Genomic DNA, 13,616 nt, shown 5'->3' with positions numbered 1-13,616 from the left:
CGGTTCAACCGAACCAGCCGTGCAGCATCCACGGTGCATGCGGATCGTTGCGCGGGCGGAAGGCCCAGCCGCGCTGGCCGTGCGCGGTCTCCACCACGTAGTAGTCGCGGCGCGCATCGGCGTGGTCCCACCAGCCCGATTCGATCCGCTCCGGCCCGGCGACGATGCGCAGGCGCGGGTCGCGCAGTGGCTGCGGTGCCTCCAGCAGCCAGCCGGGGCGCAACGGCCAGTACGCAGGGGGCTTGGCCGCCGGCTGGGTGCCGCTGGCACATTCGGGGCGATGGTCGGCCTGCACCGCCAGTGGCTGCACGGCATCATCGCCAAGGCGCGCCCGCAGGCGCTCGCGCAGCTGGGTCCACGGCATCGCCTGCGCCGGGCGGGTGTCGAACAGATCGCGTGCGGCCGGCACGAACGGCGGCAGGTGTTCGGCCTGCAGGCGCAGCGCCCGGCTGCCGGCAGGCAGGGCGAAGGCCTCCATGCGGTTGCGGGCGATCTCGAACAGCAACGCGGCATCGCGTTCGGGCGCCAGCAGGCCGATGGTCAGCACGCTGGCCGGCAGCAGGTCGTGTTCGAAATACAGGTCGAAGCGCTGCACGCCGCCATCGCGCGAACACAGGAACGCAGCCAGGTCCAGCAGCAGGCGGCGCAGCGGAAACAGCAGCGCCTGGCTGGATTCGATCTCGTACTCGAATTCGATGCGTGCGTCGAAACGGTCGGGAGGCTGGTAGTAGCGCAGTGGCGCGGTGGGCAGGCCGCGCAGCGCATCCAGCTGCTGCAGCACATCGGGTGCGAAGCGCCGGGCCAGGCTGTCGCGCGGCAGTTCGAGCACCGCGCCCAGCGTGCGCAGGCCGGAGCGGCCCAGCACGGTGACCGCCTCGGCGGGCAGCCCGCAGCGTGACAAGGGCAGTGGCGCCAGCAGGGCCGGCAACTGCTGCGCATCGATGCCCAGGCCGTCGTGCACGTTGGCCAGCACGCGCGCGGCATGCGGGGTGGGCGCGGCCACCAGGCGGTGGCGGAAGCCCAGTTCGTGCAGGCCATCGCGCAGGCGTTTCTCGATCTTCAGCCAGTCACCGAACAGGGCACGGCTGGCACCGATTTCCATCACCAGCGCATGCGGAAAATCGAGGCTGACCTGCGAACTGTAGGCGTAGGCCCAACTGGCCAGCAGCTGGCGGGTCTGCTGCTCGGCGCTGGGGTCGTAGTCGTGCAGCTGCATGTCCTGCACCAGCACCTGTGCGGCCGACAGCAGCATGCCCGGGCGCAGGCCGGCCGCGCGTGCTGCCGGGCTGACCGCGCGCAGCACGCGGCGCTGCGCCGGCCCCTGCAGCAGCACCAGCGGCCGCTGCGGGTCCGGCTGCAGGCGCAGCACGCTGTCCAGCGCCAGCTGCGGCAACAACAGGCAGGCCCAGTGCATGGCGCGGCCTCAGTGGGCAACGGCCAGCGGCAGCGGTTGCGCCGGTGGCAAGCCACCGCGGCACTTCAGCACCCGCACCTGGCCGTGGTCGAGCTGCAGGCGCAGGCTGGCAGGCGAGGGATTGCGCGCAGCGCGCACGTCGCGGAACACGAAGCCCAGGCACTGGCCGCTGTCGGCGGCAACCTGCAGGCGGCGCAGCGAGCGGTCATCGGCCTGCTGCGGCTGCGGCCAGCACAGCACCGCCGCACAGGCGGCCGAGCGCAGGCATTGTTCGGCCGCCCACAGGGCCTGCTTCGGCGTGGCGTGGATGATCTGCAGCTGGGCCAGGTCCAGCCCGGCCGCGGCCCAGGCCGGGGCGTGCGGGCGGTAGGGCGGGGCGACCAGCACGATGGGCCGGTCGCGCTGGCTCAGCCTGGCCAGCGCCGGCCAGACCAGAGCCAGTTCACCCACGCCGGGGGCGTCCTGCAGTACCTCGCACAGGCCGCTGGCGGGCCAGCCGCCGCCGGGCAGGCGGGCATCCAGCGCCGGGTGGCCGCTGGCCAGGTGGTCGCTGGCCGGCCCATTGCGCGCCGGGCCACGCCACAGCTGTCGGCCGTCCAGCAGGCGGTCGAGCGCGACGACGGCACCCATCAGCCGGTCCCCCGGGGGAGGGGCCAATCAGGCTGGAAGCGACAGAAATGGGCGGAAACGGCTGGCATGGAGCGAGTGTCGGCAGACCGGCATCAGGGGCTGGGACCAGACATGCTACTCGCCTTGTGAGTAGAATTACTAATGAAATTGGAGGGTCGGGTTTCAGGTTGCTGAAGCGGTAAAGCATCCACGCATGGCGTGGATCTACCAGGCCGATGAGTAGATCCACGCCATGCGTGGATGGGCAAAAGGCGACCGAATCGGTAGATCCACGCCATGCGTGGATAGGCAAAAGGCGACCGAATCGGTAGATCCACGCCATGCGTGGATGGGCAAAAGTGCGCCGCCGACCCGGGCCGGCGGCTACCCGCTCATCGGTGCCGCCTGGTTACGGGTGCAACGGCAGCGCAACCGGACGCAGCGGCGCGGCATCGCCGCCGCGGATCTTCAACGGGCCGCCGATGAAGGCGAACTCGTAGACCTTGTCGCGGGCCAGTTCGTCCAGCGCCACCAGTTCGATGATCGGTGCGCCCTGCTGGGCCAGCAGGTAGGTGTGCAGCGGCACGTAGTCGTCGGATACCTCCGAGGGGAAGGTCTCGAAGCTGAGGTTGTCGGCACCGACGATCATCGCGCCGCTGTCTTCGACCAGGAAGCGCGCCGCGTCCAGGCCCATGCCCGGCGGGTTGGCCATGTACGCCTTCGGCTGTTCGAACAGGCGCATGCGGCCGGTGCGGATCAGCACGATGTCACCCTGCTGCAGCTTCACCTTCTGGCGTGCCAGCGCATCCTTCAGATCCTGGCGGGTGACCCGGTAGCTGTCCGGCAGCATGTCCACGCCCTTGGCCCCGGCCACGTCGATCAGCACGCCACGCGCGATCAGCGGCGGGAATTTCTCGATGCCGGTGACGTTCCAGCCGCGGTCGCCGAGATGCTGGTCGGCCTCGAAGCCGTTCCAGATCTTCCCGTGGATGCCGAAGTGGTTCAGCGCATCGATGTGGGTGCCGGTGTGGCTGTACATCGAGAACGCGGTGCCGGTGTAGCTGCGGGTGAGGTTCATGGTCTCGCCCACGCCCATCGGGTCGTCCATCACCGTGCCGCGCGGGGTATGGGTCATCCAGAACTGGTAGTGCGGGTCACCGGCGTCCTGCCAGCTGGGCATGCCGACGTAGTACTCGGTAGCCAGGTCATAGGCCTTGCCGCCGCTGACCCGCGACAGGATCGCCGCGCGCGAAGCCTCGGTGATCAGGTTGAGGCGGCCGATCTCGTCCTTCGGCCCCCAGGGGCTGGTGCCGACCTGCTGGCCGGAGGGAACGCGTTCGTGTGCGGAAACAGCGGTGGAAGCGCCGGCACCGGCCAGCAGCAGGGCCAGCGCGGTGGCCAGGGGACGTGGGGTCATGGGGAATCTCCTTGCAGGGTGGGGGAAGGTGCGGCTCAGGCCGCGACCAGACGGGCCAGGGCCTGGCGCAGCTGCGGCAACGGCAGGGTCTGCAGACGCAGGCCGTTGCCGCCGATCACGGTGGGAATGGAGCGGATGCCGAGGGCAGCGGCTTCGCTGCGGTCGGCCTGTACGCGCTGGCGGACTTCGTCGCTGCGCATGTGGTCAGCGAAGGCGCCGCGCGGGTGGCCCAGCGATTCGGCGATGTCCAGCAGCACCTCGGCATCGCCGATGTTGCGGTGCTGGTGCAGGTGCGCCCACTGCACGGCATCGAACATCGCGCCATGGGCCTCATTGCCGCCCAGCAGCCCTGCAGCCTGGCAGGCCAGTGCGCCGAGCCAGCCGGAGGGATACTCGAAATCCTGTGCGCGCATGCCTTCGATATCGATGCGCGCGCTGTCTTCATGCGCGGCGCAGTCGGTCCAGTGGCGCAGGATGGTTGCCTTGGCGCGCTGCATCGAGCCGAACACCTCGATCATCTGCGCGCGCGAGTCCTGCAGCACGAAGCTGCGATGACGCACCTGGATGCCGAGTTCGGCGGAGACCTGCTGCAGGCGCGGAGCCAGCACGAAGCACCAGCCGCAGACCACGTCGTGGAAGAAATCGACCACCGGCGCTGCGGTGGCGGGGGAAGGAACGGAAGACATCTGCCTGCCATCAGTGAGAGGGGAGGCGGCAGAGTAGGCAGCGCGGCATGCCCGAAACAGCACGCCGCAGGCAGCTCAGTTTTCGCTGGTGGTTACGAATCCAGGCCGGGGCAGCCAGGCAGATCGGCGTGCAGGAAATCGATGAAGGCACGGACCTTGGGCTGCAGGTGGCGCGCGGTGGGGTAGACCGCATGCACGAAGCGCGGCGGATACTGGTGGTCGGGCAGCACCTGCTGCAGTTCGCCACGGGCCAGTGCCGGCGCCGCCAGGAACGAGGGCAGGGCGCCGATGCCCATGCCGGCCACCAGCAGGTCGCGCAGCATCAGGCTGTTGTTGGCGGTGACGCGCGCCGGCAGGGTGATCGTCACCTGGCCATCAGGGCCAAGCAGCGGCCAGCTGCCGGGTGAGTCGGACAGGCTGTAGGCCAGCACGCTGTGCGACTGCAGGTCATCCACCGCCGCGGGTGCAGGGTGCTGCTGCAGGTAGGATGGCGCCGCGCACAGCACCTGCTGCAGCGAGGCCAGGCGGCGCGCCACCAGCCGCGAGTCATCCAGTTCGGCGCGCAGCCGCAGCGAGACATCGAAGCCTTCGCCGACGGCATCGAGCAGGCGATCTTCCATCACCAGGTCCAGCGACACCTTCGGATGCTGCTGCAGGAAGCGCGGCAGCAACGGCGACAGCGTGCTCAAGGCAAAGGACTGCGGTGCATTCACGCGCAGCCGCCCCGCCACCTCGCCACGCTGTTCGGCAATGCCGCGTTCCAGTGCGTCCAGTTCGTCGAGCAGGCGGCAGCACTCGCGGTAGTAGGTATGGCCCGTCTCGGTCAGGCTCATGCGCCGTGTGGTCCGTTGCAGCAGGACCACGCCCAGGTGCGATTCCAGCGCGCGCAGCTGCTTGCTCAACCCGGCCGATGACATGCCCAGGTCCTCGGCGGCGCGGGCCAGCCCGCCGCGCTCGACGATGCGACGGAAAGCGCGCATCAGGTTGAAGGAGTCCATGCCGGTCCCGGGCGCGAAGAAACCGCCATTGTAGATCCGCGGCATGCCCACCACGCGGTTGCGTCGTTTGTTCAAGCCAGCCCGCCGCGCGCGGCGCCACCCTGCAGGCTCCTCACGTTTCGGGTTGCCCATGAAGCTCTGGTTCCTCCGCCTGTACGCTCCGCTGTTCCTGTTCGGCTTCCTCGCCGCCGCCATCGTCTGGGTCGGCCACCGCCACGGCGACCCGCTGTGGCTGCTGGCCCTGCTGGCCCTCGCCATTGCCGTGTCCTTCATGGCCGAACGCCTCTGGCCCTACGATCCGTCGTTCAACCACGACCACGATGATCGCGTGCGCGACACCCTGCATGCCCTGGTCAACGAAGGCCTGAACCTGCTGTCGATCGCGGCCGTCCCGCTGCTGGCGGCGATCATTCCGTGGCAGGCGTGGCCGCAGCAGTGGCCCTTCGCGCTGCAGGTGCTGGTGGCCATCATCGCCGCCGATCTCGGCATCACCCTGGTGCACTACGCCAGCCATCGCATCGGCTGGTTGTGGCGGCTGCACGCGGTGCACCACAGCGTCACCCGCATGTACGGGTTCAACGGCCTGATGAAGCACCCGCTGCACCAGGCCGCCGAGGCGGTGGGCGGGGTGCTGCCGCTGCTGGCGCTGGGCCTGCCGATGCCTGTGGCCGCGGTGCTGGCCTTTGCCATTGCCATCCAGCTGCTGCTGCAGCATTCCAACGTGGACATGCGCCCGGGCGTACTCGGCCGGGTGATGGCCTGGGCACCACTGCACCGCTTCCACCACATGCGCTACGGCACCGCCGGCGACGTCAACTTCGGCCTGTTCCTGACCGTCTGGGACCGCCTGCTGGGTACCGCGTTCGATGCACCGGGCTACCGCTTGGGAACGCATGACCTGGGCATCGGCAGCCAGCCGGATTATCCGCGCGGCTATGCCGGGCAACTGATGGCGCCGTTCCGCGAGCTGCCCCATGGGCAGGTGCCTGAAGTGCCTGAAGGCCTGCGCCGTCGTTGAGCCTGCGCCTCAGGTGGCGCGCAGCTGCAATCCCTGCAGCTGTGCCGCGCCGATGCCGAACATGCGGCGCAGGCTGCGCGACAGATGGGCCAGATCGGCGAAGCCCGCGGCGTGCGCGCTGTCGGTCAGGCTGTGACCGTGCAGGTGGTGTGCCAGTGCGGTGCGCAGGCGCTGCCACAGCACCCAGCCACGCAGGGTCACCGCCAGGTCGGACTGGAAACGCCGGTGCAGCTGGCTGGGTGACAGATGCGCGGCCCCGGCGATATCGGCGGCGGGCACCGGGCCGGGCAGGTGCTGGGCGATGCGTTCCAGTGCCACCTGCACGCGGCGGTCCAACGGCTGCGCGCGGCTCAGCTGCGGCAGTCGCTCGTGCAGGATGCTGATATCGGCGGGCAGCTGGTACAGGTGCTGCTGGATCTGTTCGAGATCGGCATGGGCCGGTTCGAGGAACAGGGTGCAGCCGTCCTGCGGCGCGGAGAGGATGGCATGCGGCACGAAGGATGGCAGCCACAGGCGTTGGCCGAGGTGTGGCACGCCGTCGATCTCCACCTGCCAGGGCGCGCCGTCGCTGACCAGCAGCTGGTGGGCGTAGTGCGCGTGCGTGCCGCTGCCACCGGCATGGCCCTGCAGCAGGGCGGCGTGTGCATCCAGCAGCAGGGTGCCATTCCAGGGCAGGGCGGGGTGGGGCATGCGGGCATTGTAGATCCACGCCATGCGTGGATGACCTCTACCGGAATTGAATCCATGGAGATCCGACCCTCGTGCCGACCAACGGTCGGCACCCACCACCATCAGCAGCAGGTTCCAACAGCTCGCAGGAAACTGTCGAAGGCGGGGTGGGTCCGGTGGCAGGGGCGTGAGCCGCATGGATGCGGCGACCGAGCTTACATGGACGTACTTGCAGCGTCCCCTGCCACCGGACCCACCCCGCCATCCCACGGAATGCAGGCTTTTGACGTTGACGTTGACGTTGACGTTGACGTTAGCGGGTGCCGGGCGGCAGCCCGGCCGCCCCATCACCGCCCGTGCGGGTCCGGGCGGTGGTGCACGTACTCGACCACGGTGCCATCGGGGTGCACCGCATTGAATGCCGCGCCAGTGGGCACGACCTGCAGCGGGAAGATGATCTCGGCGCCGGCGGCCACCAGCCGGTCGTGGTACGGCCGGACATCGTCGACCAGCAGGGTGCCGGTGGTGGAGGTGAACGGCGCCAGCGCGTCATCGCTGCCTTCGATCAGCAGGAAGCGCCGACCATGGCCAGGCGCAGGCCCGCATCGGGGAACGGAAAGCCGGCATCGGCCACCACGCCCTGCAGCTGCTCGTAGAACGCGACGCTGCGCTCCAGTTCACCGGGGGTGACGAACACGCGGATCAGCACGCGCGGGCTGCGCTGGCTGGAGGTATCACAGCGGTCGCGCCAGAGGTGGTCGAAAGTGCGGTGTACGTTCATGGGCTCGGTCCATCGCCGGGGACTCCCATTATCGGTACGCCCCTGCGGCCTGCTGATGACCGCCGGTGATGGCCTGATAACCATGCCGTCGCAGCGGCCTGTGACTTAGGTCCTGTTGACAGCCATCAATGCCCTCGCACAATCTTAACAAGATGGGTCGCTCTGCGGCCCGGGCAGGCAGGTTGTCACGCCGGGAGGAGGGTCCCGCGCGCAGACCGGTCCGTCCCCTGGCCCGCGGTGTGTTGCCTGGCAACGCCCGCGCGGCATGAACGCTGCACCCTTCGGCGGCACTTTCCCTGGACCGATTGCCTTGGCAACGGAATTACGCCCGCCGATGAAAACGTTTACAAAGCCGCTCGCCCTGTCCCTTGCGCTGTCTGCCGCGCTGGCCGCCCCGGCCTGGGCCGACACGGCCGCCTTCACCGTGCTGACCCTGGAACAGGCACCGACCCAGGATGCGATCCCCGCCCTGGCTGCCCAGCTGAAATCCCTGAAGGTGGACGCGGTCAGCGTGCGCCAGGTGCAGCGCGGCATCGGCCAGGTCGATCCGCTGCAGCTGCTGGCCGATGGCCTGGGCTACGAATACCGCTTCATCGCCGCCGGCAAGGATGATGGCCAGACCCAGCAGGGCCAGGCCGTGCTGACCCGCCTGCCGATCGCCGCCGAATCCGGCCCCGACCAGCCGGGCCTGAACTACCTGCGCCTGGACGACGGCCGCCACACCGTGGCGCTGTACACCGATGCCGGCGCGGGTGCCGCGCGCCTGCCCGCCCTGGTCACCCGTTCACGCCTGGGCGCACCGGCGGTGCTGCTGGGTGCTGTGGCCGGTGAGTCGGCCAAGGCGGCCGGCTTCGACCCGGCCCGCGTGGCCCTGGAAGCCGATGCCAGCTACTTCAGCGATGGCTTCCAGGCGGCCAGCAGCGCGCCGTTCAAGATTGATGGCAGCACCCTGCGCGCGACCCTGCTGACCCTGGCCTACGTGGCCGACAAGGGCGGCGAGCAGCCGTGGATGGACACCACCCTCAACGCCGACGCGCGCGCCGCGCTGCTGCTGAAGGCGATGACCGAGGACGAGAAGTTCCAGATGCTGCACAGCTACTTCGGGCTGGGCAAGGATGGTGGACCGCTGCCGGACGGCGCCGTGGGTTCGGCCGGTTTCGTGCCGGCAGTGCCGCGCCTGGGCATTCCGGCGCAGCAGTCGGCCGATGCCGGCGTCGGCGTGACCAATCCAGGTGGCATCCGCCCGGGTGACTTCGCCACCGCCATGCCGTCCGGCCCGTCCACCGCGTCCAGCTGGAACCGCGAAGTGGCCTTCGCCGGCGGCGCGACCATGGGCCGCGAAGCGTGGCAGCAGCGCTTCAACATCCTGCTGTCGGGCAGCGTCAACCTGCAGCGTGACCCGCGCAACGGCCGCAACTTCGAATACGCCGGTGAGGATCCCCTGCTGGCCGGCTCGATGGTCGGCGCGCTCATCCAGGGCGTGCAGAGCCAGCACGTGATCTCCTCGATGAAGCACTTCGCGCTGAACGACATGGAGACCCGCCGCAACTTCCACGACGTGCGCATCGGCGAACAGGCCATGCACGAATCGGACCTGCTGGCCTTCGAGATCGCGCTGGACGCCGGCCGCCCGGGTGTTGCGATGTGCTCGTACAACAAGATCAACGGCACTTACGGCTGCGAGAACGGCTACCTGATGAACCAGGTGCTGAAGCAGGAGTGGAAGTTCCCCGGTTTCGTGATGTCCGACTGGGGTGGCGTGCACAGTGGTTCGAAGGCGGCGCTGGCCGGCCTGGACCAGCAGTCGGCCGGTGAAGTGTTCGACGCCGCGGTGTTCTTCGACGAACCGCTGCGCCTGGCCGTGCACGGCGGCGTGGTGCCGCAGGCGCGCCTGAACGACATGGTGGCGCGCATCCTGCGCACGATGTTCCTGCATGGCAACTTCGACAACCCGCCGCAGCACCAGAAGGTGGATGCCGAAGCCGGCTACGCCGTTGCCCAGCGCACGGTGGAAGAGGGCAGCGTGCTGCTGCGCAATGAAGGCAACCTGCTGCCGCTGGCCGACAGCGTGAAGCGCATCGTCATCATTGGTGGCCATGCCGACAAGGGCGTGATCGGTGGCGGTGGTTCGTCGATGGTCGGCGTGACCGCCAAGGGCACCAACGCGGTGCCCGGCGTGATGCCGACCACCTGGCCGGGCCCGGTGATCTTCCACCCGTCCTCGCCGCTGGAATCGCTGCGTGCAGCGCGTCCGGACGCGACCATCGAGTACGTGGACGGCACCAACGCCGCTGCGGCGGCCAAGGCGGCCGCGCAGGCCGACGTGGCCATCGTGTTCGCCACCCAGTGGGCGGCCGAATCGGTGGACCTGCCGGACATGCAGCTGCCCGACAAGCAGGACGCGCTGATCTCGGCGGTGGCCAAGGCCAACCCGAAGACCGTGCTGGTGCTGGAAACCAACGGCCCGGTGCGCACCCCGTGGCTGGCGCAGGTGCCGGCGATGCTGCAGGCCTGGTACCCGGGCATCCGCGGTGGCGAAGGCATCGCCGCGCTGCTGACCGGCCAGGCCAACCCGTCCGGCCGCCTGCCGGTCACCTGGGTGGTGGACGAATCGCAGCTGCCGCGCCCGCACATCGACGGCCTGGGCTTCAAGCCGAAGAAGGAATTCGGCGACGTGTTCGATTTCGATATCGAAGGCGCCAACGTCGGCTACAAGTGGATGGCGGCCAAGGGCCTGACCCCGACTTTCGCCTTCGGCCATGGCCTGTCTTACACGTCCTTCGCCTATGAAAACCTGAAGGTGAGCGTGGAAGGCTCGCGCCTGGTCGCCAGCGTGGACATCCGCAACACCGGCAAGCGTGCCGGTGCCGACGTGGCCCAGCTGTACCTGAAGCTGCCGGCCGGCAGCACCACGCCGATCCGCCTGATCGGCTATGACAAGGTGCAGCTGCAGCCGGGCGAACAGCGCCGCATCCGCATCGAAGCCGAGCCGAAGACCCTGGCCCACTACGATGCGCAGGCCCGCCAGTGGAAGATCGACGGTGGCACCTACCAGGTGCAGCTGTCGCGCAACGCCGCCGAGCCGCTGCAGAGCGTGGACGTGCAGCTGGTAGAGCAGGTGCTGCGCTGATACTGCGGGTTGTTGATGCTTGAAGGAACGGCCCCGAAAGGGGCCGTTTCTGTTTGTGGGGTGCCGCTGCGCTCGCCGGGCACGGCCCGGCGCTACTGCGCCCGGCGGACGCCGTCATCACCCGGGCGTGCCGGTGAACCACCCGCGCAGGAAATCGATCAGCTGCCGCACCTTCGGCGAGGGCTGCGTGCTGTGCGGGTAGACCGCGTACACGCTCTGCTGCGGGAAGCGGTGCTGGCGCAGCACCGGCCGCAGGCGATCCAGGGCCAGGTCGTCCTCGATCAGCCAGCGTGGCAGCACGGTCACCCCGGCACCGGCCAGGGCGAAGGCGCGCAGACTGCTGGCGCCATCCACGCGCACCACGGCATTGCTGGGATTGGTGGCAAACAACGCGTCGCTGCCATCGGGCGCAACCACCGGCACATCGGCCAGGCGTGGGTAGCCCAGGCGGGGCAGGGTACCCAGCTGCACGGGATCATCGGCCGCATCGGCAGAGGGCAGGCGTGCCAGCAGTGAAGGCGCCGCCACCGCGCACAGCGGGTGGCGTTCCAACTCGCTGGCGTGCAGGCCTGAATCCGGCAGGCGGCCAAGGCGGATGGCCAGGTCGAAGCGCTCCGGAATCAGGTCGGCCGGTGCTGGCGACGTGGACAGATGCAGCTGCAGCGCTGGGTGTCGTGCACGGAACGCCTCCAGCGCTGGGATCAGGCGCAGCTGCGCGTACTCCGGCGTGGTGGTCAGGCGCAGCGTGCCCTGCAGCTGATGCTGGTCGCGGCGCGCGGCATCGATGGCCGCCTGCGCTGCCTCCAGTGCCTGCACGCAGTGCTGCAGGAACTGTTCGCCGGCCTCGGTCAGCGCCAGGTGGCGGGTACTGCGCAGCAGCAGGGTCACGCCCAGCTCCTGCTCCAGCCGCTTCAGATTGAAGCTGACCACTGCGCGGCTCAGGCCCAGGCGCTCGGCGGCCGCGGTGAGGCTGCCGGCGTCGACCACGGCACGGAAGATGTCAAAGCGGTCCAGGCTGACCATGATGATTCATTGTCAAAACAGATTTGACAGTGTTGCAGCTGGTGTCGTGTTTTTCCAACAACCGTCGAACGGCATGCTGGCCGCTTCCCCGCTGGAGCGCCGCCGATGCCCTCTCCCCGCCTGCGCCACGAGGCGATCTTCCTGCTGGTGTTCGCGCTGGACCTGGTCAACATGTTCATCGCCACGGTGGCCTACCCGGCGCTGGCAGCCGAACTGCAGGCGGACATCAGCACCCTGGCATGGGTCGGCACGGCCTACATGCTGGGCTTGAGCGTGGTGATTCCGCTGGCGCCGTGGCTGGCCGCGCGCTGTGGTGAACGGCGACTGTTGCTGGCGGCCCTGCTGCTGCTCGCGTTGGCGGCGGCCTTGGCCGGTGCGGCGCCGGGCATCGGCTGGCTGCTGGGATGGCGGCTGCTGCAGGGCCTGGCCGGCGGCCTGCTGATTCCCGTTGCCCAGGCCGCGGCGTATCGGCAATGCAGCCCTGAGCAGCGTGGCGCGCTGACCCGTCGCATCCTGCTGGTGGCGCTGCTGGTGCCAGCGCTGGCGCCGGCGCTGGGCGGGCTGCTGGTGCAGTGGCTGTCCTGGCGGGGTGTGCTCTGGGCCAGCCTGCCGCTGGCACTGGCCGCGATGGGACTGGTACTGGCCTGGATGCCGCCCGATGGCGAGCGCACTGCGCCCCGCCTGCAGGCCTATGCGCTGGCCACCGCGATGAGCGCGCTGGGCGTGCTGCTGCTGGCGCTGACCTGGCTGGGCGAACCCGGCCACCGGATTGTCGGCGCGGTGCTGTTGCTGGTGGCGCTGCTGCTGGCGACCGCCCACCTGCGCCACGCGCGCCAGCAGGCACAGCCGCTGCTGCGCTGGTCGCTGCTGTCCCATCGCGGGCTGCGGCTGGCAATGCTGGTCTATCTGGCGGTGCCGGGCGTTTTCATTGGCAGCCAGCTGGCCAGCACGCTGCAGCTGCACCTGGCGGGCTACAGTGCTGCGCGCATCGGTGCATTGATGCTGCCGTGGGCGCTGGCATCGGCGGTGGCCATCACCGGCAGCCGACGCCTGCTCGCGCGCTTCGGGCCGGCAGCAGTGCTGCGCGGTGGCATGCTGCTGCAGGCCAGCGGCCTGATGTTGATGGCGCTGTTGCCGCAGCCCCCGTTTGCGCTGGCAGCGCTGTTGTACGCGTTGATGGGCGCCGGCGGCAGCCTGTGCAGCAGCACCGCACAGACGCTGGCCTTCCACGGTGTGGAGGGTGAAGCGCTGGGTGATGCCAGCGCGCTGTGGAATCTCAACCGCCAGCTCAGCTTCTGCCTCGGCACCGCCGCCATCGCACTGTTGCTGGCCCTGGCCGTGCAATGGCTGCCGGCGCAGGCCACCGGTGTGGCGCTGGGCCTGGCCGCTGTCCTTACCCTGCTGCCGATGGCGCTGTTGCGCCGTTCGCAGCCACTGACCCTTGCGCAACCGGAGCGTGCCTGATGCAACACACCGCCGAACATGAAATCCACGACCTGCACGACATGCTGCAGGCGTGGTTCCGCGCCGAGGTGGGCGCCGAAGCACTCGACGATCTGATGGCGCACTTCTGCGCGGATTTCAGCATGGTCGGCATTGCCGGGCGGCGCTTGGACCGGCAGGCGGTACAGGCGTTGTTCGTCGGCGGGCATGGGGCACGGCCTGGCCTGCGCATCGCCATCGACGCCGTGCAGGCGATCGAGGCGCCGTCACCGCTGGCGGTGCTGCGTTACCGCGAAGGGCACGCCGTGGGAGATGGGGCGATCGCATGGCGGGAGTCGCTGGCGGTGCTGCGGCAGGAACAGGGGCATTGGCGATGGTTGGCGCTGCATGAGGTTCAATCGGGCTGACGGATCCGCCGGGCATGGCCC

Annotated in this window: 11 protein-coding genes and 1 pseudogene; 4 read left to right on the top strand and 8 right to left on the bottom strand. The window is 69.4% G+C overall.

The genetic code is table 11. The features are described from left to right. Window positions 1–4: 4 nt before the first annotated feature. From C1927_RS12695 to C1927_RS12675, 5 genes are all read right to left on the bottom strand, one after another. Window positions 5–1,414, bottom strand: a complete 1,410-nt coding sequence (locus C1927_RS12695; RefSeq protein WP_079222253.1) for a DNA polymerase Y family protein — start codon at window positions 1,412–1,414, stop codon at window positions 5–7. 9 nt (window positions 1,415–1,423) lie between these two features. Further along, window positions 1,424–2,044 carry a translesion DNA synthesis-associated protein ImuA gene (gene imuA / locus C1927_RS12690; RefSeq protein ID WP_108746884.1) on the bottom strand — a complete coding sequence of 207 codons (621 nt, stop codon included), beginning with the start codon at window positions 2,042–2,044 and terminating at the stop codon, window positions 1,424–1,426. Between the two features lie 388 nt (window positions 2,045–2,432). Further along, window positions 2,433–3,440 carry a cyclase family protein gene (locus tag C1927_RS12685; RefSeq protein WP_079222251.1) on the bottom strand — a complete coding sequence of 336 codons (1,008 nt, stop codon included), beginning with the start codon at window positions 3,438–3,440 and terminating at the stop codon, window positions 2,433–2,435. Window positions 3,441–3,475: 35 nt separating this feature from the next. Continuing rightward, a complete protein-coding gene (locus tag C1927_RS12680; RefSeq protein ID WP_108746883.1) occupies window positions 3,476–4,126 on the bottom strand; it encodes a DsbA family protein in 651 nt (216 codons plus the stop codon). 92 nt (window positions 4,127–4,218) lie between these two features. Then, window positions 4,219–5,169, bottom strand: a complete 951-nt coding sequence (locus C1927_RS12675; protein WP_174208731.1) for a LysR family transcriptional regulator — start codon at window positions 5,167–5,169, stop codon at window positions 4,219–4,221. Window positions 5,170–5,254: 85 nt separating this feature from the next. Here C1927_RS12675 and C1927_RS12670 point away from each other — a divergent pair, with 85 nt between their 5' ends. Continuing rightward, window positions 5,255–6,142: a sterol desaturase family protein gene (locus C1927_RS12670; protein WP_079222249.1), complete on the top strand. Its 888-nt coding sequence runs from the start codon at window positions 5,255–5,257 to the stop codon at window positions 6,140–6,142. Window positions 6,143–6,151: 9 nt separating this feature from the next. Here the strand turns inward: C1927_RS12670 and C1927_RS12665 are convergent, their stop codons facing one another. After that, window positions 6,152–6,856, bottom strand: coding sequence for a helix-turn-helix transcriptional regulator (locus C1927_RS12665; protein WP_079222248.1), 705 nt, complete (start codon window positions 6,854–6,856; stop codon window positions 6,152–6,154). A 302-nt stretch (window positions 6,857–7,158) separates the two neighbouring features. Then, window positions 7,159–7,592 (bottom strand): annotated as a pseudogene (locus C1927_RS21880) (VOC family protein). A gap of 334 nt (window positions 7,593–7,926) precedes the next feature. Between C1927_RS21880 and C1927_RS12655 the strand changes: the two are divergent. Next, window positions 7,927–10,722 carry a glycoside hydrolase family 3 C-terminal domain-containing protein gene (locus C1927_RS12655; RefSeq protein ID WP_079222246.1) on the top strand — a complete coding sequence of 932 codons (2,796 nt, stop codon included), beginning with the start codon at window positions 7,927–7,929 and terminating at the stop codon, window positions 10,720–10,722. Between the two features lie 117 nt (window positions 10,723–10,839). Here C1927_RS12655 and C1927_RS12650 read toward each other — a convergent pair whose 3' ends face one another. Further along, entirely contained in the window at window positions 10,840–11,745 is a 906-nt protein-coding gene (locus C1927_RS12650; RefSeq protein ID WP_108746882.1) for a LysR family transcriptional regulator, read from the bottom strand. Window positions 11,746–11,850: 105 nt separating this feature from the next. On the opposite strand from C1927_RS12650, the gene C1927_RS12645 reads away from it, so the two are divergent. Then, window positions 11,851–13,209, top strand: coding sequence for an MFS transporter (locus C1927_RS12645; RefSeq protein ID WP_108746881.1), 1,359 nt, complete (start codon window positions 11,851–11,853; stop codon window positions 13,207–13,209). Further along, entirely contained in the window at window positions 13,209–13,595 is a 387-nt protein-coding gene (locus C1927_RS12640) for a DUF4440 domain-containing protein (RefSeq protein WP_108746880.1), read from the top strand. Before C1927_RS12645 ends, C1927_RS12640 begins: the two co-directional genes overlap by 1 nt. The last annotated feature ends 21 nt before the right edge of the window (window positions 13,596–13,616 follow it).

It is taken from the genome of Stenotrophomonas sp. ZAC14D1_NAIMI4_1 (genome assembly GCF_003086775.1).
GTDB lineage: Bacteria > Pseudomonadota > Gammaproteobacteria > Xanthomonadales > Xanthomonadaceae > Stenotrophomonas.
Note: the sequence above shows the minus strand (reverse complement) of the source record. Positions and strands in the feature narration are given on the sequence as shown.

What these genes read in the sequence shown, in the direction of transcription:
- C1927_RS12695 (WP_079222253.1), bottom strand. Translation starts at nt 1,414, where the DNA reads ATGCACTGGGCCTGCCTGTTGTTGCCGCAGCTGGCGCTGGACAGCGTG.
- imuA (WP_108746884.1), bottom strand. Translation starts at nt 2,044, where the DNA reads ATGGGTGCCGTCGTCGCGCTCGACCGCCTGCTGGACGGCCGACAGCTG.
- C1927_RS12685 (WP_079222251.1), bottom strand. Translation starts at nt 3,440, where the DNA reads ATGACCCCACGTCCCCTGGCCACCGCGCTGGCCCTGCTGCTGGCCGGT.
- C1927_RS12680 (WP_108746883.1), bottom strand. Translation starts at nt 4,126, where the DNA reads ATGTCTTCCGTTCCTTCCCCCGCCACCGCAGCGCCGGTGGTCGATTTC.
- C1927_RS12675 (WP_174208731.1), bottom strand. Translation starts at nt 5,169, where the DNA reads ATGCCGCGGATCTACAATGGCGGTTTCTTCGCGCCCGGGACCGGCATG.
- C1927_RS12670 (WP_079222249.1), top strand. Translation starts at nt 5,255, where the DNA reads ATGAAGCTCTGGTTCCTCCGCCTGTACGCTCCGCTGTTCCTGTTCGGC.
- C1927_RS12665 (WP_079222248.1), bottom strand. Translation starts at nt 6,856, where the DNA reads ATGGCGTGGATCTACAATGCCCGCATGCCCCACCCCGCCCTGCCCTGG.
- C1927_RS12655 (WP_079222246.1), top strand. Translation starts at nt 7,927, where the DNA reads ATGAAAACGTTTACAAAGCCGCTCGCCCTGTCCCTTGCGCTGTCTGCC.
- C1927_RS12650 (WP_108746882.1), bottom strand. Translation starts at nt 11,745, where the DNA reads ATGGTCAGCCTGGACCGCTTTGACATCTTCCGTGCCGTGGTCGACGCC.
- C1927_RS12645 (WP_108746881.1), top strand. Translation starts at nt 11,851, where the DNA reads ATGCCCTCTCCCCGCCTGCGCCACGAGGCGATCTTCCTGCTGGTGTTC.
- C1927_RS12640 (WP_108746880.1), top strand. Translation starts at nt 13,209, where the DNA reads ATGCAACACACCGCCGAACATGAAATCCACGACCTGCACGACATGCTG.